This window comes from Pseudomonas sp. MYb13, from assembly GCF_002980075.1.
Taxonomy (GTDB): Bacteria; Pseudomonadota; Gammaproteobacteria; order Pseudomonadales; family Pseudomonadaceae; genus Aquipseudomonas; species Aquipseudomonas lurida.
The window spans coordinates 260,298-277,081 of record NZ_PCQI01000005.1 but is presented as its reverse complement, the minus strand read 5'-3'; the positions used below and the strand labels follow the sequence as shown (position 1 = coordinate 277,081).

The window sequence follows — 16,784 nt, the reverse complement described above, 5'->3', positions numbered from 1 at the left end:
GTCCGGTCTCAAGCTGCCTGTCTAGCCGTGACGAACGCCGCAAGGCTGGCCACGTTGGTGAAGTGATTGCGGGTATCCTTGGCGTCGGCATCGATCTTGATGCCGTACTTTTTCTGGATCGCCAGGCCCAGCTCCAGGGCGTCTACCGAATCCAGGCCGAGGCCTTCGCCGAACAGGGTTTGCTCGCTGCCGATGTCGTCTACGCCGATGTCTTCCAGGCCCAGGGCCTCGATGATCAGCGTCTTTATGTCGTGCTCAAGGCGGTGTTGGTCGCTCATCTTCGGCGAGCTCCTTAATGAAATAGTGATGCAGGTAATCGTTGAGCTTGCGTGAGGCCTGGGGCGCGGGGCCCAGTGTTGCGAACGCCTGTGGTTCTATATCGGCACCCACGCGCAAACTGAAGTGCACGCGGCGTTTAGGGATGCGATACCAGGGTTCGGCCTTGGTGAGGGTCGTGGGGCTGACCTTGATCACCACGGGGGTGATGATTGTCGCACCGCGCAGTGCAATCGCGGCACCGCCGCGATGAAAGGCAGGCGCCGCGCCGGGAGGGGTGCGGGTGCCTTCCGGAAAGATGATCAGTGTCTGGCCACCGCGCAGGGCATCGGCGGCGGCATCGAGCATTTCGGCGCTGCCGTCGTTGCTGATGTAACCGGCGTCGCGCACGGGGCCTCGCGTGAAGGGGTTTTGCCACAGGCTCTGCTTGACCACGCAGTTGGCCTGGCGCACCAGGCCAATCAGGAACACCACGTCGATCAGCGACGGGTGGTTGGCGATAATCATCTGTCCCGGCCGCCCGAGCTTTTCTGCACCTTCGACGCTGAAGGTCAGCACGCCGGCGCGCTGCATCAGGCGAATAAAGAACCAGAACAGCCAACTGATCGTGTGGCGAGCGCGGCGTCGGTGGTTGGCTGCGTCGCCTGGCAGGCAGCTGAGCAACGGAAACACCAGCAGGCGCAGGCACAGCCCGCCGAACCCGAACAGCGCAAAGCTGGCAGCGGTGGCGAACAGGCGCCAGTAATAGGCGTCCCGTGGTTTGTCGTTCACGGCTTGCGTTGCCAGTTCCATACTCGGTTCTTCCAGGCATGTTGGCAGGCGACCTGTTCGGTGAGCAGGGTGCGCAGCAGGTTCAGGGCGTGGGGCCACTGGGTTTGAGTGGGTTGGACAGTGCCGCGGCCCAGTTCCAGCTGCCACTCGTCGCCCGGTGTCAGCAACAGGCCGAGGGCATAGGGAAAGGGCACGTCGACGATCCAGCTGGCGTAAGCCTCGGGCGGCTGCTCTTCAGTGATCACCAGCAACACCGCCGGTGCGCCTTCGTTGAGCAGCGCGGCGGCTTCGAGCATGCCGTGTTCCAGGCCATCGCCGACGGCAGCGAGGGCGGTCATTTCGCTGGTTTCATTGCGCAGGATCGACCACAGGCCAATCACCGCGTTGTGCACCGACAGGCTGAACTGGGTGGGCGACAGCGGCTGGTCGTTGGCCAGGTCGCTGAGGATGTCGAGGGTGCGCGGGGTCTCGCCATGCCGGGAAATGAACACCAGCGGCAGGTCCTGCAGGCCCTCGGCCAATGGCCAGCCGACGCTGAAGGCCATGCGCGCCAGGCGGCTCAGGCGGCGACGCTGCATGGCTGGCAGGAATGACACATCCGGGGCGGCATCACTTGCGGGCAGCAGCACCGGGGCCTGGCACCAGGCGTGCCAGTCGTCCACGCTCTCGAGCCCTGGGGCCCAGGCGCGCCATTGGGCGATGTTGAAAGTGATCACTGAGAAGGTATCCCGCCCCTGCGGGCTTCCATGTGCGGTTTTTGGCCCCGAATACCGGGACAGGGAGCAATAGCCGAATGGCGCGCATTATCCCGGTGCCGTGGGGTTCTAGCAAACATTGGTAAAGAATTGTGCATCGCCAATTACAAAATAGTTGGAAGAATTTACAGATTGTCCTTTACCACGGACGTGATGCATTGTCGGACCGTTCTTTTTAATCTGTCGCTTGCGTATGACAGACAGGTCGCCGATGGCCTGTGATGCAGGAGTGCATGGATGAACGAGGTAGCTAACAGGCGCTTTTGCCCTCTACACTCGGACATTCATTGATACACGGAGGTTTTTCCATGCGGCGCGTGGTGTTCAATCAGAAAGGCGGCGTGGGCAAGTCCAGCATCGCCTGCAACCTGGCGGCAGTCAGTGCCAGCGAAGGCTATCGAACCCTGTTGGTGGACCTCGATGCACAAGCCAACTCGACCCAGTACCTCACCGGGCTGACCGGTGACGATATACCGATGGGCATTGCCGAATTTTTCAAGCAGACCCTGTCTTCCGGACCGTTCTCGAAGAAAAACCGGGTGGATATCTACGAGACGCCCTTCGACAACCTGCACGTGATCACGGCCACCGCCGAATTGGCGGACTTGCAGCCCAAGCTCGAGGCCAAGCACAAGATCAACAAGCTGCGAAAGCTGCTGGATGAATTGAGTGAAGATTACGATCGGATTTACCTGGATACGCCGCCGGCCTTGAATTTCTACGCGGTTTCGGCGCTGATTGCTGCAGATCGCGTACTAATTCCTTTCGATTGCGACAGTTTCTCGCGCCAGGCCCTCTATGGCCTGCTGGCCGAGATCGAGGAACTGAAGGAAGACCACAACGAAGGCCTTGAAGTGGAAGGCATCGTGGTCAACCAGTTCCAGGCGCGGGCGAGTCTGCCACAGCAGATGCTGGAAGAGTTGATTGCCGAGGGCCTGCCAGTGTTGCCGGTGTACCTGGCCAGCTCGGTGCGTATGCGCGAGTCGCACCAGGAGAACAAGCCCCTGATCCACCTGGACCCACGGCATAAACTGACGCAGCAGTTTGTGGAGCTGCATAACCTGCTGGAAAACGCGTGACCTGAAACGCAAAAAAAAACCTGTGGGAGCGGGCTTGCCCGCGAAGGCGGTATGTCAGTCAGAACATCTGTTACTGATACACCGCCTTCGCGGGCAAGCCCGCTCCCACATTTTTGATTGCGTTTCGGCAGATGGGTGTGTCCCACAGAGTCTGTAGGACGGGTCTGGCCTTGCGGCCATACAGCACGTACGCAGCGCCGGTTGTATCTCCACGGCCATCCACCCATTGAGTGGGCTGGCCGTATTTACACGCCCTGGCTACGCAACCAGCTCATTAACTGCGGCAAGGGAAACGCCCCGCTTTGGCGCGCCACTTCACGGCCGTTCTTGAACAGAATCAAACTGGGAATCGAACGAATGCCCAGCTGTGCCGACAGCTGCTGGTTGGCCTCGCTGTCCAGCTTGGCCAAGCGGCACTTGCCTTCTAGCTGCCCAGCCGCCTGCTCAAACACCGGCGCAAACGACTTGCACGGCCCGCACCACTCGGCCCATACATCCACCAGCAACGGCAGGTCGCCCTTGATCTGGCTGGCGTAGTCGCCTTGTTTCAACTCAAAAGGCCTGTTCAGTAAGACGGGTTGTTTGCAACGCCCACACTTCGGCGCATCACCCAGGCGTTCGCCGGGGATGCGGTTGAGGCCGTTGCAGTGGGGGCAGGGGATTACAAGAGGTTCGGACATGGTGAGGCTCCAACGACAGCAGTCAGTGGAGCTCAATGTGGAGTCGGGCGCAGGTGTTATCAAGTTCTAAGCGACGTTGCATATGCTCACAGATTTTTGCGCGTCGATTGCGCGTGCCTATCTAGGCTGTGAAAGCGTGTTCGACAAGGCACCACCGGTCCGATCGGCTCTATAGCAAATTGCGATAGTCAGCGTTCGAGTTTAACCTTCATAGCAAGATGCGATAGGGATGTTGCATGCGAGTGATCAGTGCGAAGCAAATACGAAATGCCAAGGAAAAATGGCCTCACTCAGCGAGTGCTCTGGATGAGTGGCATCGTAAGGTCAAAGTCATCAGCCCTGAAGATTTTGCGACGTTGAGAGCAGTTTTCACTGCTGTGGATAAAGTTGGGGCACTGCATGTGTTCAATATTGGAGGTAACAAGCTCCGCCTTGTTGCCATCGTGCGCTATCGAATGCAGCGCCTCTATATCCGGCATATTTTGGACCATCGTGAATACGACAAGGGTAAATGGAAGGAGTAATGGGAAAAATGAGTGTATTGATCGAGCAAGTCGCCGAGCATTGGCAGTTCGTGTCCCCCTTGTTGCGTAAGCCGAAAACCGAGGCTGATTACGATCTGTTGGTAGAGGCGCTCGACGAATTGCTGGATATCGTGGGGGAAGATGAAACCCATCCGCTGATGGGGCTGGTCGATATCATCGGTGACTGGGTTGAGGCCTACGACTTAGAGCATTGGCCAATACCTGAGGCGAGCGGAGTTGATGTACTGCGGTCAATGATGCAGGAGCATGGTTTGACGCAAAGTGATCTGCCTGGCGTAGGCGCTCAATCGGTTGTCTCAGAAATCCTGAGTGGAAAACGCCAGCTGAACGTTCGGCAGATTCGTTGGCTGGCAGAGTTCTTCAAGGTGCCAGTGGACATGTTCATCTGATCATGACCAAGACGGTGGGCGATCTTCTGGATACGGGTCCTTAAGACGAACAACTAATTTCCAAATGCTTCCCCCAATCCGGCGGCCGCTGTGCGTATCGCTCCATCCCCGCTTGTTCCTCAAACGGCTTGGAAAGCGCCTCGTGCAACTGCCGCACCTCGCTGTAATCGCCGGATTCGGCGGCAGCGATAGCGTTCTGTGCCAGGTAGTTGCGCAGGATATACAGCGGGTTCACCGCGTGCATCCGCGCACGACGCTGTTCCTCGCTGTAGTCACCATCCCGTGCAACACGCGCCTTGTACTGCTCGGCCCAGGCATCGAACCCGGCCGGGTCGACGAAGTCATCCCGCAGCCGCGTCACGGCCAGCGCAGCCGGCTCATCCCCCAGGCGACGGAAGAACAGGGTGTAATCCACGCCGCTATTCTGCATCAGCTTCAGTAGGCGCTCCACCAGTGCCTGGTCATCGTCCTCGGCGGTGGTCAGCCCCAAACGGCGGCGCATCAGGTCCAGGTAGTTGGCCTGGTACAGCGGCAGGTAGAGGCCGAGCGCTTCCTTCAAGGCGTCGACGCTGATGAACGGCGTCAACGCCTGCGCCAGGGCGCTGAGGTTCCACTGGCCGATCGGCACCTGATTGCTGAAGGAGTAACGCCCTTCATGGTCGGAATGGTTGCAGATGAAGTGCGCGTCAAAGTCATCCAGGAACGCGAACGGTCCGAAGTCGAAGGTGATGCCGAGGATCGACATATTGTCTGTGTTCATCACGCCGTGGCAAAAGCCATAGGCCTGCCACTTGGCGATCAGTTCGGCATTGCGCTCGACGATTTCGCGAAACATGGCCAGGTAGGGTTCAGGCTGTTCGCGGCACTCGGGGTAGTGAAGGTTGAGCACGTGTTCGGCCAGTTTAGCCTGTTGCTCGGGTTTCTTGGTGTAGTAGAAGTATTCGAAATGACCAAAGCGGATATGGCTGTGTGCCATGCGCAGCACCATCGCCCCGCGCTCCTGCTTCTCGCGCCAAACGGGCGTGTCGGAGCCAATGACGCACAGCGCGCGACTGCTGGGGATGCCCAGCGCGTGCAACGCTTCGGAGGCCAGAAACTCACGGATCGACGAACGCAACACGGCGCGCCCGTCGCCCATGCGTGAATAAGGTGTCATCCCGGCGCCCTTGAGGTGCAGGTCCCAGTGTTCTCCGGCCTCGTTGTACACCTCACCCAGCAACAACCCACGGCCATCGCCCAGTTGCGGGGTGTAGCCGCCGAACTGATGCCCGGAATAGACCATTGCCCGCGGTTCCGCTTCGGCCCACAGCTTGTGACCGCCGAACAGCTCGGCGAACACCGGCGTTTCGGCAACGGCGGGGTCGAGGTCGAGCAGGGCCATGGCGGCCTCGCTCGCCACCACGAGGCGCGGTGCGTCGAGGGGCTCAGGCAATACGTGGGTTGAGAATGCGTCGCCTAGGCGTGCGAAGCGGTTGTCGAAGGTCAGTTCGTCGAGGGCTTTCACCGGCCATCTCCAGCAGAATGTCCGAGCATTCTGCTGGGGATAGCGTCGTTAGTCGAGTTTGCTCGGCGGTGGTTCCTGCACGCCACCGTCGTTGGCGGGCTTGGCCGGAGTATCGACCTCCACCAATTTGTATTCCTGGCCATGAAGGTTCTTGAGGTAGACCTCCATCTGGCGGAACGAGATGTTGATGTGCTCTTTCTTGAACTCGCGATTGATAAAGCGGTTCACCTCGTCGATTACCGGGTTGCGGTCGCCCAGGTCGCGCACGTGCATGCGCAATTCGTGGTCGAGGGTGCTTTCGCCGAAGTTGAGGAAGTACACATGCGGCTCCGGCTCCTTGAGTACGCGCGGGTTGTCGCGGGCGGCCTTGAGCAGCAATTCCTTCACGCGGTCCAGGTCGGAGCCGTAGTCCACGCCGAGTTTGAGCGTGACCCGGGTAATGGTGTCGGTCAGCGACCAGTTGATCAGTTGCCCGGTGATGAAGGTCTTGTTCGGGACAATGATGTCCTTGCGATCAAAATCGGTGATCGTGGTGGCGCGGATGCGGATCTTGCTCACCGTGCCCGACAGGTTGCCGATGGTGATGGTGTCGCCAATGCGCACCGGGCGTTCGAACAGGATCATGATCCCGGAGATGAAGTTGGCGAAAATCTCCTGCATGCCGAAGCCCAGGCCCACTGACAGCGCGGCCACCAGCCATTGCAATTTGTCCCAGCTCACGCCCAGCGTGGACAGGGTCGACACGAAGCCCACGCCAGCGATGATGTAGGACAGCAACGTGGTGGTGGCATAGGCACTGCCTTGTGCCAGGTCCAGCTTGGACAGCACCAGCACTTCCAGTAGACCAGGCAGGTTGCGCGCCAGCGCGAAGGTAATGCCGATGATGATCAGCGCACCGAGCAAGTCGCCGATGCTGATGGGCACCATGCTGATATTGGCGCCGGTGCCGCTGGTGTATTCGTACAAGGTGACGTTGTCGAGGTAGGAAAATACCGAGATCAGGTCCGACCACACCCAGTACAGCGCCGCGATAAAGCCGCCGAGCAGGGCCAGGCGAATCAGGCGCATGGACTGTTCGTTGACTTGCTCGATGTCCAGGGTCGGCTCTTCGATCACCGCTTCGCCGTCGCCGGCTTCCTTGGCGGCCTGGCGTTTGGCCAGGGCACGCGCATAGGCCAGGCGGCGGGCGGCAACGCCCAGGCCGCGGACGAAGGTGGCTTCGATCACCAGCCAGAACATCAACAGGTACAGGGTGTTGATCAGTCGGTCGCTGAGCTTGAGCGCGGTGTAGTAGTAGCCGAAGCACACGGCGATAAACAACGCGATGGGCAGCGCGGTGAACATCAGGCCCACGGCTTTGCGGAACAGCGAGGCCTTTTCATGGGTTGGGCTGTGCAGCAGCAGGCGACCCAGCAGCCAGGCCATCAGTGCGTAGCAGGTCAGTACCACGCCGATGCCCAGCACGTCGTCGGCGAGTGCCGCCGGTTGGTGCTCGGCAATCGCCACCACGGCCACCAGGGCCAGCACCACCAGCCCGAGCTTGCGTACCCAGCCCTGCAGGAATTCGACCTGGGGTTTCTCCCAGCGAAAGTGCAGTTCGGCCACGCCGCCCGGCGCCAGGATGCGGTAGGCGGTGTAGAACACCAGCCACGCCTGGGCGATCTGCAGCAGCGCAGCGCCCAGGTTGGCATTTTGCCCACGGGCGTCGATTTGCAGCGCGTAGCCGCACAGCGCCAGGCCCAGGGACACCGGCATTGCCAGCAGGATATTGATCAGGATGGCCTGGGGCGTGTGCCACTGGCTGTCGCGCTTGAAGTGGCCGATGTCCAGGTGGACCTTATTCAGGCGCTGGTACAGGTTTTTGCGTCGCCACAGCAGCGCACCGATCAACAGCAGCAGGGGCAGGAACAGCAGCGGGCGTTGGGTCAGGCCGTCATACAGTTCGCTGACGCTGGAGGCCCAGGGCAGGGTGGCGACTTGCTTGCTCAGGTGCGCCGGCACCGTCTCCAGCCATTCGGTATCCAGCGGTTTGTTGCTGGGGATCCAGAACATCTGCTCATCCAGCGTCGCCCGCAGGGTCGTGGCAGTGCTGAGCAGTTGTTTCTGGTTCAGTTGCAGGGTGATGGATTCGTTGAGCAGCGCGCTCAGCTCGCGGCTCAAGCGTTCCAGCAGATCGCTGCGGGTAATCGCCAGTTCCAGCAGGGTGCGGCGCAATTGCGGGGTGACATCTTCCGGCGACTGGTTTGCCAGCAAGTTATCCACATAGGTGCTCGGCGAGCTGATCAGTTCGCGCTGCTGGTTGACCTCGAACTGGTACAGGCGAATGTTGGCGATATCGTCCGCCAGGTCGCGGTCCACAGTCAGGCGCGGCAGGGCCTGCTTCTGTTTGTAGAGAATCTTGGACAGCAGCAGGCTGCCTTTGAGCACGTTGATCTGCTCGTCCAGGGCTGAATCGCTCTGGGTCACGGTGTCGAGCTGCTGCTTGGTCTGCAGGTTTTTCTGGGTCAGGTCGTTGAGGCGGTCGGTGCTTTTGAGCAGGTAGTCGGACAGCTTCAGGTTCGCTGCGCTCTCGGTGGCCAGCAAGCTGCTGCCGCCGGCCTTTTGCGCTTCGATGGACTGTTGGGTCACCGTCTGTTGGGACTGGGCCAGGCGCTTCTGATTGATCAGGGTCTGCAGGTCCTGGATCTCTTGTTCCAGGCGTGCAGTTTTCTCCATCACCAGGTCGTGCTGGCTGTTGCCCAGGTCTTGCAGTTGACTGTTGCCGGCCAGTTCCTGGCGACGCAAGGGGATCAGTGCGTTCAGCGCCGCGAGTTCGGCATTGAGCTGGTTACGCTGGTCGCCGCTGAGGGTTTTACCGTTGTCCTTGCCGGCCTTGAGGATCGAATTGATCTGCAGGATGCGCGTCTGGCTGCTGCTGATTTCGGTCTGGGCGCGCTCGGGGCGGGTCTGGGCGGCGATGGAGAGGCTGTTGGCGTCGGCCAGTTCTTTTTGCAGGTCGCCTTGCTGGGTGGTGCGTTGCACCAGCAATTGCTCGAGCTGCGGCACCGGCAGGGTGGCGTAGCGCTGGGCGACCGGGATGACTTTGGTCGCCTTGAGCCGCGTCAGCTCGCGCTGGTTGTCGCCGGTCTGGCGCGGGGCGTCCTCCAGCTGGCGCTTGAGGTCGACCAGGCGCTGCTCGTACTCCTGCTTGTTGCCCAGGTACGTCAGGGTCTGTTGCAGGATCGTCTGCAGCGCCTTCATGTCGGCGTCGGGCAGCTTGCGATCGGGCAGCTTGTCCAGGGTTTGCTGGATGGCATCGGCGCTGGGCGGGTCGGCCGCGTGAACGGTGCCGACACAAAGGGTCAGGCCCAGCAGGGCAGTGGCGAGAAAAGTGCGCAGGGTTGGCATAGAGACCGGTCGAGCAAAGTGAAAAATCGGGGCAACGTCGCCCCGCAGTTTAGAGGAAGAGTCCGGGGCCCGGGCGACTTCCTTCGGGGAATCTGACGCCCACTTTGCCGATCTTGTTCCCGTCCATGACCGCGACGGTCCAGATGGTGTTGTTCCACTCCACCTGGTCGCCGACGATGGGGGCGCCGCCGACTTTCTGGGTGATGAAACTGCTCAGCGGCATGTCCGGGTCGATGCCCTCTAGTTTCAGGCCGTACAGGGCGGAGACCGCGCCCAGCTGGGCATCGCCTTCCAGTACGAAGTCGCCGAAGAAACGCAGGTCGAGGCCACGTTGCGGCGCCTGGCTGAACAGTTTGCCCAGGGCTGGAAGGTTGTGTTCGTGGCCGATCACGCAGAGCAGGTCGCCGACTTCCAGCACGGTACTACCCGACGGATGGAGCAGTTGCTGGCCACGGAACAGTGCCGCAATCCGCGTGCCTTCGGGCATTTTCAACTCGCGCAGGGCGGCGCCGATGCACCACTTTTCCGCCCCCAGGCGGTAGACGAACAGCTCCCACTCGCTGGTGACATGGACTTCCAGGGCAGCCCGGGAAATCGGCGCCGGGTCCGGCGGTACGGTGACCTTCAGCAGCTTGGCCACCCACGGCAGGCTCGTGCCCTGCACCAGCAGCGACACCAGCACGATAAAGAACGCCAGGTTGAAATACAGCTGCGCATGGGGCAGCCCGGCCATCAGCGGGAACACCGCCAGAATGATCGGCACCGCGCCCCGCAGGCCGACCCAGGCGATAAAGGCTTTTTCGCGGCCGTGGAATGCCTTGAAGGGCAGCAGGCCGACCATTACCGACAATGGCCGTGCAAACAGGATCATCCACAGCGCCAGGCCCAGGGCTGGCAGCGCGATGGGCAGCAAGTCATGGGGCGTGACCAGCAGGCCCAGCACCAGGAACATGCCGATCTGCGCCAGCCAGGCCATGCCGTCGAGCATATGCAAAATGCCATGTCGGCTGCGCACCGGGCGGTTGCCGATCACCAGGCCACACAGGTACACGGCGAGGAAGCCGCTGCCGTGCAGGGCGTTGGTCAGGGCGAACACGAACAGGCCGCCGGCGATCACCAGGATCGGGTACAGGCCGGTGGCCAGGTTGATGCGGTTGACCATCTGCAGCATCAGCCAGCCGCCACCCAGGCCGACCATGCCGCCGATGCCGAACTCGCGCACCAGGTGGGTCAGCAGGCTCCAGTGCAGGCCGGTCTGGCCGTTGGCAAGCATGTCGATCAACGTGACAGTGAGGAACACCGCCATGGGGTCGTTACTGCCGGATTCGATTTCCAGGCTGGCGGTGACGCGTTCGTTCAGGCCCTTGCCGCCGAGCAGCGAGAACACTGCCGCGGCGTCGGTTGAGCCGACAATTGCGCCGATCAATAAGCCTTGGATGATGTTGAGGTCAAACAGCCAGGCCGCCGCCATGCCGGTGAGGCCGGTGGTAATCAACACCCCCACCGTGGCCAGCGACAACGCCGGCCAGAGTGCCACGCGAAAACTCGCCACCCGGGTGCGCAACCCGCCGTCGAGCAGGATCACGGCCAGGGCGAGGTTGCCCACCAGGTAGGCGGTTGGGTAGTTGTCGAAGATAATGCCGCCGCCATCGACGCCGGCGACCATGCCCACGGCCAGGATGATCACCAGGATCGGGATGCCCAGTCGGGACGAAAGGGAACTCACCAGAATGCTCGCACTCACCAGCAACGCGCCGATCAAGAACAGGCTGTTGATGGTCGTCGCATTCAAAGGCAGTACTCCATGAGCAAACAAGACGGGGCGCAAACTGACCATGCAGTCTGCGTGCCAGCGATTCTAACCTGTTGAATTGCGGTGCTGTCAAAAAGCTTTTAAGGCGCGCACTCATCCAATGTGGGCGCTGGCTCGCCTGCAATGCAGGCACCGCGGTGGGTCAGGCTCACCGAGGGTGCGCCATCGCAGGCAAGCCAGCGCCCAGAGGAATCGCCTATAGCCGGAAGCGCCCGACCATGCCATTCAAATCCACCGCCAGGCGCGACAGTTCGCTGCTCGCCGCGCTGGTCTGACTGGCACCGGTCGCCGATTGCACCGACAGGTCACGGATATTCACCAGGTTGCGGTCAACTTCCCGTGCCACCTGGGCCTGCTCTTCCGCCGCGCTGGCAATCACCAGGTTGCGCTCGTTGATTTCGACGATCGCGGTGTTGATGGTGTCCAGCGACATTCCGGCGCCTTTGGCGATGTTCAGCGTCGACTCCGCCCGTTCGGTGCTGTTACGCATCGAATCCACCGCGTGCTCGGTGCCGGCCTGGATGCTGCCGATCATCCGCTCGATTTCGCTGGTCGACTGCTGGGTACGATGGGCCAGTGCGCGCACTTCGTCGGCCACCACCGCAAAGCCACGGCCGGCTTCACCGGCGCGCGCCGCTTCGATGGCGGCGTTCAGGGCCAGCAGGTTGGTCTGGTCGGCCAGGCCACGAATCACGTCCAGCACCTTGCCGATATCGCGGGACTCATTGGCCAGGTCACCGATGAGGGTGGCGGTGGCTTGTACGTCGCCGCTCATGCGTTCAATGGCGCTGACGGTTTCCTGCACCAAATCCCGCCCGTCACCGGCGGAGGTGGTGGCGTTGCGCGAGGCTTCTGACGTGCTGACCGCATTGCGCGCGACTTCTTCCACGGCGCTGGTCATCTCGTTCACCGCTGTGGCGGCTTGTTCGATTTCGTTGTTTTGCTGGGTCAGGCCGCGAGCGCTTTCGTCAGTGACGGCGTTTAGCTCTTCGGCGGCCGAAGCGAGCTGGGTGGCCGAGCCGGCGATGCGTTGCAGGGTGTCGCGCAGCTTGTCCTGCATCTTGGCCATCGCCGCCAGCAGGCGTCCGGCTTCGTCGTTGCCGTCGACCTTGATCGGGCGGGTCAGGTTGCCTTCGGCCACTTCTTCCGCTGCTTCCAATGCCTGGGAAATGGGCAGGGTGATGCTGCGGGTCAGCAGCCAGGCGAACAACACGGTCAGCAACGTGGCGATTACCAACAGGCTCACCACCATATTGAAGGCCGTGTTGTATTGGTCTTCGGCGTCCTGATTGGTGGCCAGGGCCATTTTGTTGTTGAGCTCCAGCAGGCGCGTAAGCACGGCATTGACCTGCTCGGAGTTGCTGAGCAATTCGGTGTTGAGCATTTTGCGCAGATCGTCGACCTGATTGGCCTGCGAGAGGCTCTTCATGCGCTCTTCAATCTGATGGTACTGACCGAGCAGGCGCACGTATTCGTCGTAGGCCGAACGCTCTTCAGCCCCCTCGATGAGTTTTTCGTAAACGGCCTGGGCGGTACGGATCTGCTGGTTACGCAGCTCGAAGGCTTCCAGGGTTTTTTGCTGGACCTCCGGCTCGCGGTTGGTCAGCAGGCGGTACGACAAAACCCGCAGGCGCAGGGTCAGTTGGGTGAACTCATCGAGGGCGCGAATGCTCGGCACGCTGGACAGCGTGATGTCTTCCGTGGCGGCGCGTATCTTGCTCATCTGATTGAGGGCGAACACACCGAGAAACAACATCAACGCGCCAATCAACGCAAAGCCGAGGAAGGCCCTCGGAGCGATATTCATATTACGAAGCGACATGCGGGAATCCTGGGGGAGAGCGCGATCCGTGCGGCCATGAGACGGTCTGTCCCTCTCTATCGGTCGTACGACTAAAGTCTAAAGGGGCCTGTGCGTTTTTGTCGCATCTGACGAGGGGCTTGGCCGATTCAGGAACCAGATCGGGTAAATGCAGTCACTAAGGCTCGAAAGTGCGGCCCGGCCCTTAAAAAACGGGCTGCGCGCCGGGGATAACCCTGGCATCCGAGGTGAATTTTCTTTATCGTCACCGCCCTTTGAAAAAGTCAGAGAAATCAAAATGTTAGAAGCATCCCTCAGCCAACTGGAACAACTGGTCAGCGACCTGGTACAGCAGAATCAGGATCTACTGGGCACCAACGAGTCCCTCAAGGCCGAACTGGCGCGTGCCAAGGATGAGAACGACAGCCTGCAACTGAACCTGATGGAACAGGAAGAGAAGCAAGGCGCCACTGCCGCCCGTATCCAGGCACTGGTTGAGCGTGTAAGCGCAGGACCTGTCAGCGCATGAGTGAAGGGATAAAGGTCGTTTCGATTCTCGGAGAGGATTACTCGATCAAGGCACCGGCCGGAGAAGAAAAAACCCTGATGCACGCGGTAACCCTGCTCAAGGCGTCCCTTGCCACCACCAAGAAAAAGTACCCGACCCTGATCGGTGACAAATTACTGGTGCTGGCGGCGCTGAACCTGTGCGCCGAGCAGATCGAAATGCAGCAGGCTCACCAGCAGGAACTCGACCGTTACCAAGAGCAAGTCAGCGCCACGGTCGAGGTGATTTCCAAGGCGATTGGGCAGGGGGATTGAAAGCTGGCTGGAAGCAATACTCCCGTATTGCTAGGCCAGCCAGAATAAGTGTGAGTGTCACTGAATGAAGATTCCGACTTTCAGCTGCCCCCCGGACATGGGGCGGTAATATTTCCCTGTGACCTTCCACGCCTTGCCCTGCCGGTCGACGTAGTCGTCTCCCGGGGCGATTGTCAGGAGGTATTCGTGGGTGTCGGCTGTCAGTTCAGGTGGGATTGGTAGCGCGAGATGGTTTTTTTTGCCGGCTGGCCTGTTGGTAGGCAGCGCGATGACCACCTCAATGTCGTAGTCATAGTCTTCTGATGTGATGATGTATTTCTTGCTCGTGACCTCGTGCTTCACACCGCCTTGTTCCCAGAGGTCACCGCGTTTTATGTAGATATCTTCAACGTATTCTCCGATGTATTTCCCGCTAGACCGGCTTTCTTGGCTCATTTTCAGTGCTCCTAGTGCGTTTTTGAGCAGGCGACTACCTGCCGCTTTCCCGTAATACGGAATTGCTCGCTCGGGTTCACTGAACTTAAGTGTTAGAAAGTGATTTGGCACCTGTCATAGTTGACAGGTGCCGACGCCCGGTCACTGGGTACTTTATCGCTGGAGGTGCTTAGAACCACGCATCCTGCATGCCCAGGCACGTATCATCGCGTGCCTCCAGAAGCGCCAGTTCATGATGGCAGCCTGGTACTTCCCAGGTCAGGAAGTAGCGCGCGGCCTGGAGCTTGCCTTTATAGAACGCCACATCCGCCGCATTGCCCCTGGCCAAGCCCTCTTCGGCGCGAATCGCCTGCTCCAGCCAGCGCCAGCCAATCACGGTATGGCCGAACACCTTCAGGTACAGAGCCGAGTTCGCCAGGCTGCTGTTGACCTTGCCCTGGGCGAGATCTGTCAGCAGGCCGAGGGTGACGCTTTGCAAACGGTTCACCAGCTGTTCCAACGGTTCGCGCAGCGCCGTCAGCGACGGGTATTGCTGGGCGCGTGCGCCCGTCTCGGCGATCAACCGAATCAGCTGTTTCAAGCCTGCGCCGCCGTTCTGCGCGAGCTTGCGTCCCAGCAAGTCCAGGGATTGGATACCGTGGGTGCCTTCGTGGATCGGGTTCAGGCGGTTGTCGCGGTAGTACTGCTCCACCGGGTATTCACGGGTATAGCCGTGGCCGCCGAGAATCTGGATCGCCAATTCGTTGGCTTTGAGGCAGAACTCTGAGGGCCAGGATTTGACGATGGGCGTGAGCAGGTCCAGCAGCTCATGGGCGTGCTTGCGCTCATCCTCGGTCTCCAGCGTGCTGGTGTCGTCAAACAGTCTTGCGGCATACAAACCCAGGTCGAAAGCCCCTTCAACATAAGCCTTCTGGGTCAGTAGCATGCGCTTGATATCGGCATGCTGAATGATCGATACCGGTGCGGTGCTGGGGTCCTTGCTGTCCGGTAAACGGCCTTGCGGACGTTCGCGCGCGTATTCCAGTGAATAGAGGTAGCCAGCGTAACCGAGCATTACCGCGCCCATTCCGACACCGATGCGTGCCTCGTTCATCATCTGAAACATGCAGCTCAACCCTTGGTGAGGTTTTCCCACCAGGTAGCCGATGCAATTGCCGTTATCGCCGAAATTAAGCGCCGTGGACGTGGTGCCGCGCCAACCCATCTTGTGGAAAAGCCCGGCCAGCAGCACGTCGTTGCGCTCGCCCAGGCTACCGTCATCGTTGACCAGGAACTTGGGCACGATAAACAGTGAAATGCCCTTCACTCCGGCCGGTGCATCCGGCAGCTTGGCGAGGACCATATGCACGATGTTTTCCGACAGCGAGTGGTCGCCGCCAGAAATGAAAATCTTATTGCCCTTGAGCCGATAAGTGCCGTCAGCAGCTGGCTCGGCGCGCGTACGAATATCCGACAACGATGAGCCGGCATGGGGCTCGGTCAGGGCCATGGTGCCGAAGAATCGGCCTTCGATCATCGGTTGCAGGAAGCGCTGTTTCTGCTCCTCGGTGCCGAAGCTTTCGATCAGGTTGGCGGCGCCCATGGTCAGGAACGGGTAGGACGTCGAGGCCGCGTTGGCCGACTGGAAGTGCGCGAAGCAAGCCTGGGACAGCAAAGTCGGTAGCTGCATGCCTCCGGCCTCGAAGCTGCGGGCGGCGTTGAGGAAGCCGGCTTCGAGGAAAGCATCCACGGCCGGCTTCACTTCCGGAATCAGAATGGCTGCGCCGTTTTCGTAGCGCGGTTCGTTTTCGTCGTTCTTGCGGTTATGGGGCGCGAAATGCTTTTGCGCGATGTGGCGGGCCGTGCTGATGGCCGCATCGAACGTTTCGCGATTGTGCTCGGCAAACCGCTCACGCTGGGTCAGGCCCTCGGCATCGAGGACTTCGTACAGCTCGAAAGCCAGATTGCGGGAACTGAGCAGCATCTCGGACATGGCGGCTTACCTTTTTTGAAGTGAGCCGAGTCTAGGCGCGGGATGGGTGCGGTGAACAGGATGATTGATGAGGGTGATGGAGGGCTAGAAAAAGGAGCTGTCGATGATAAGTGCCAGCTCCCCGAAGCGACTTTCTGCCAGCACCGATCAGTCGGAGCGCGTGGTCCGCTTGATTCAATCGGTCAGAATCTCAATCGCAAACTCATTTGGATCGTTAGTACTGCGATTCCAACGCTTGCTGACGATCACGCGAGTGACAGGGCTGCCGGTCTGGTGGCTCGTTAATTTGTCGCCGATCTGCGCATTGAGCAAGAACTCCCGGGTGTTGAAAGTCTCGACAATCTCCACATCGTTAACGATTGAAGTGAGTTTTTCCGTCTTGTTGACCATGTCTTTTCTCCATTAAGGGGTATGTAGCCCGAAAACAGCGAACGTCCATTCAGGAATGAAAAGCCTAAGTCACCTCAAGGTGTATGCCTACTGTCAGAAATAACAGGATGGGGACCGGATGTGGGAGCGGGCATGCCCCCCGATAGCAGTGGTTCGGTCAACTTA

At 60.3% G+C, this 16,784-nt stretch carries 15 protein-coding genes and 2 pseudogenes; 5 read left to right on the top strand and 12 right to left on the bottom strand.

Annotated elements, in window-relative coordinates; genetic code table 11:
- Positions 1-8: 8 nt before the first annotated feature.
- The 3 genes from CQ002_RS12710 to CQ002_RS12700 are packed head-to-tail and all read right to left on the bottom strand — an operon-like array spanning position 9 to position 1,763.
- Positions 9-278, bottom strand: coding sequence for a phosphopantetheine-binding protein (locus tag CQ002_RS12710; protein ID WP_034105852.1), 270 nt, complete (start codon positions 276-278; stop codon positions 9-11).
- Positions 256-1,068 carry a 1-acyl-sn-glycerol-3-phosphate acyltransferase gene (locus CQ002_RS12705; RefSeq protein ID WP_069021341.1) on the bottom strand — a complete coding sequence of 271 codons (813 nt, stop codon included), beginning with the start codon at positions 1,066-1,068 and terminating at the stop codon, positions 256-258. Before CQ002_RS12705 ends, CQ002_RS12710 begins: the two co-directional genes overlap by 23 nt.
- Positions 1,044-1,763 (bottom strand): beta-ketoacyl synthase chain length factor, encoded by a 720-nt coding sequence (locus CQ002_RS12700; protein ID WP_034105848.1) that lies wholly within the window; start codon positions 1,761-1,763, stop codon positions 1,044-1,046. Before CQ002_RS12700 ends, CQ002_RS12705 begins: the two co-directional genes overlap by 25 nt.
- 347 nt (positions 1,764-2,110) lie before the next feature.
- Here CQ002_RS12700 and CQ002_RS12695 point away from each other — a divergent pair, with 347 nt between their 5' ends.
- Positions 2,111-2,881: a ParA family protein gene (locus CQ002_RS12695; protein WP_010213709.1), complete on the top strand. Its 771-nt coding sequence runs from the start codon at positions 2,111-2,113 to the stop codon at positions 2,879-2,881.
- Positions 2,882-3,126: 245 nt separating this feature from the next.
- Here CQ002_RS12695 and trxC read toward each other — a convergent pair whose 3' ends face one another.
- A complete protein-coding gene (gene trxC / locus CQ002_RS12690) occupies positions 3,127-3,561 on the bottom strand; it encodes a thioredoxin TrxC (RefSeq protein WP_105161540.1) in 435 nt (144 codons plus the stop codon).
- A 236-nt stretch (positions 3,562-3,797) separates the two neighbouring features.
- Between trxC and CQ002_RS12685 the strand changes: the two genes are divergently transcribed.
- Positions 3,798-4,085: a type II toxin-antitoxin system HigB family toxin gene (locus CQ002_RS12685; RefSeq protein WP_105161541.1), complete on the top strand. Its 288-nt coding sequence runs from the start codon at positions 3,798-3,800 to the stop codon at positions 4,083-4,085.
- Positions 4,086-4,093: 8 nt separating this feature from the next.
- The gene (locus tag CQ002_RS12680; protein ID WP_069078677.1) at positions 4,094-4,495 is read left to right on the top strand and encodes a type II toxin-antitoxin system HigA family antitoxin; all 402 of its coding nucleotides are present in this window, start codon (positions 4,094-4,096) and stop codon (positions 4,493-4,495) included.
- Positions 4,496-4,535: 40 nt separating this feature from the next.
- Here CQ002_RS12680 and selO read toward each other — a convergent pair whose 3' ends face one another.
- The 5 genes and pseudogenes from selO to CQ002_RS28830 form a co-directional block, all read right to left on the bottom strand.
- Entirely contained in the window at positions 4,536-5,999 is a 1,464-nt protein-coding gene (selO, locus tag CQ002_RS12675) for a protein adenylyltransferase SelO (RefSeq protein ID WP_105161542.1), read from the bottom strand.
- 48 nt (positions 6,000-6,047) lie between these two features.
- Positions 6,048-9,386: a mechanosensitive channel MscK gene (mscK, locus tag CQ002_RS12670; RefSeq protein WP_034105845.1), complete on the bottom strand. Its 3,339-nt coding sequence runs from the start codon at positions 9,384-9,386 to the stop codon at positions 6,048-6,050.
- A gap of 49 nt (positions 9,387-9,435) precedes the next feature.
- Positions 9,436-11,178: a potassium/proton antiporter gene (locus CQ002_RS12665; protein ID WP_105161543.1), complete on the bottom strand. Its 1,743-nt coding sequence runs from the start codon at positions 11,176-11,178 to the stop codon at positions 9,436-9,438.
- Between the two features lie 217 nt (positions 11,179-11,395).
- Positions 11,396-11,995 (bottom strand): annotated as a pseudogene (locus tag CQ002_RS28835) (methyl-accepting chemotaxis protein); the annotation flags it as partial.
- 303 nt (positions 11,996-12,298) lie between these two features.
- A pseudogene (locus tag CQ002_RS28830) lies at positions 12,299-12,955 on the bottom strand (MCP four helix bundle domain-containing protein); the annotation flags it as partial.
- A 343-nt stretch (positions 12,956-13,298) separates the two neighbouring features.
- On the opposite strand from CQ002_RS28830, the gene CQ002_RS12655 reads away from it, so the two are divergent.
- Together CQ002_RS12655 and CQ002_RS12650 are read left to right on the top strand one after the other, a co-directional pair.
- Positions 13,299-13,529, top strand: a complete 231-nt coding sequence (locus tag CQ002_RS12655; protein ID WP_003209413.1) for a hypothetical protein — start codon at positions 13,299-13,301, stop codon at positions 13,527-13,529.
- Complete coding sequence (locus CQ002_RS12650) at positions 13,526-13,822, top strand: cell division protein ZapA (RefSeq protein WP_034105842.1); 297 nt, start codon at positions 13,526-13,528, stop codon at positions 13,820-13,822. Before CQ002_RS12655 ends, CQ002_RS12650 begins: the two co-directional genes overlap by 4 nt.
- Before the next feature lie 57 nt (positions 13,823-13,879).
- Here CQ002_RS12650 and CQ002_RS12645 read toward each other — a convergent pair whose 3' ends face one another.
- From CQ002_RS12645 to CQ002_RS12635, 3 genes are all read right to left on the bottom strand, one after another.
- Positions 13,880-14,257, bottom strand: coding sequence for a hypothetical protein (locus tag CQ002_RS12645; protein WP_034105840.1), 378 nt, complete (start codon positions 14,255-14,257; stop codon positions 13,880-13,882).
- A gap of 169 nt (positions 14,258-14,426) precedes the next feature.
- Positions 14,427-16,229 (bottom strand): acyl-CoA dehydrogenase, encoded by a 1,803-nt coding sequence (locus tag CQ002_RS12640; protein WP_105161545.1) that lies wholly within the window; start codon positions 16,227-16,229, stop codon positions 14,427-14,429.
- A gap of 174 nt (positions 16,230-16,403) precedes the next feature.
- Complete coding sequence (locus CQ002_RS12635; protein WP_034105835.1) at positions 16,404-16,619, bottom strand: hypothetical protein; 216 nt, start codon at positions 16,617-16,619, stop codon at positions 16,404-16,406.
- Between the last annotated feature and the right edge of the window lie 165 nt (positions 16,620-16,784).

What these genes read in the sequence shown, in the direction of transcription:
- CQ002_RS12710 (WP_034105852.1), bottom strand. Translation starts at nt 278, where the DNA reads ATGAGCGACCAACACCGCCTTGAGCACGACATAAAGACGCTGATCATC.
- CQ002_RS12705 (WP_069021341.1), bottom strand. Translation starts at nt 1,068, where the DNA reads ATGGAACTGGCAACGCAAGCCGTGAACGACAAACCACGGGACGCCTAT.
- CQ002_RS12695 (WP_010213709.1), top strand. Translation starts at nt 2,111, where the DNA reads ATGCGGCGCGTGGTGTTCAATCAGAAAGGCGGCGTGGGCAAGTCCAGC.
- trxC (WP_105161540.1), bottom strand. Translation starts at nt 3,561, where the DNA reads ATGTCCGAACCTCTTGTAATCCCCTGCCCCCACTGCAACGGCCTCAAC.
- CQ002_RS12685 (WP_105161541.1), top strand. Translation starts at nt 3,798, where the DNA reads ATGCGAGTGATCAGTGCGAAGCAAATACGAAATGCCAAGGAAAAATGG.
- CQ002_RS12680 (WP_069078677.1), top strand. Translation starts at nt 4,094, where the DNA reads ATGAGTGTATTGATCGAGCAAGTCGCCGAGCATTGGCAGTTCGTGTCC.
- mscK (WP_034105845.1), bottom strand. Translation starts at nt 9,386, where the DNA reads ATGCCAACCCTGCGCACTTTTCTCGCCACTGCCCTGCTGGGCCTGACC.
- CQ002_RS12655 (WP_003209413.1), top strand. Translation starts at nt 13,299, where the DNA reads ATGTTAGAAGCATCCCTCAGCCAACTGGAACAACTGGTCAGCGACCTG.
- CQ002_RS12650 (WP_034105842.1), top strand. Translation starts at nt 13,526, where the DNA reads ATGAGTGAAGGGATAAAGGTCGTTTCGATTCTCGGAGAGGATTACTCG.
- CQ002_RS12645 (WP_034105840.1), bottom strand. Translation starts at nt 14,257, where the DNA reads ATGAGCCAAGAAAGCCGGTCTAGCGGGAAATACATCGGAGAATACGTT.
- CQ002_RS12640 (WP_105161545.1), bottom strand. Translation starts at nt 16,229, where the DNA reads ATGTCCGAGATGCTGCTCAGTTCCCGCAATCTGGCTTTCGAGCTGTAC.
- CQ002_RS12635 (WP_034105835.1), bottom strand. Translation starts at nt 16,619, where the DNA reads ATGGTCAACAAGACGGAAAAACTCACTTCAATCGTTAACGATGTGGAG.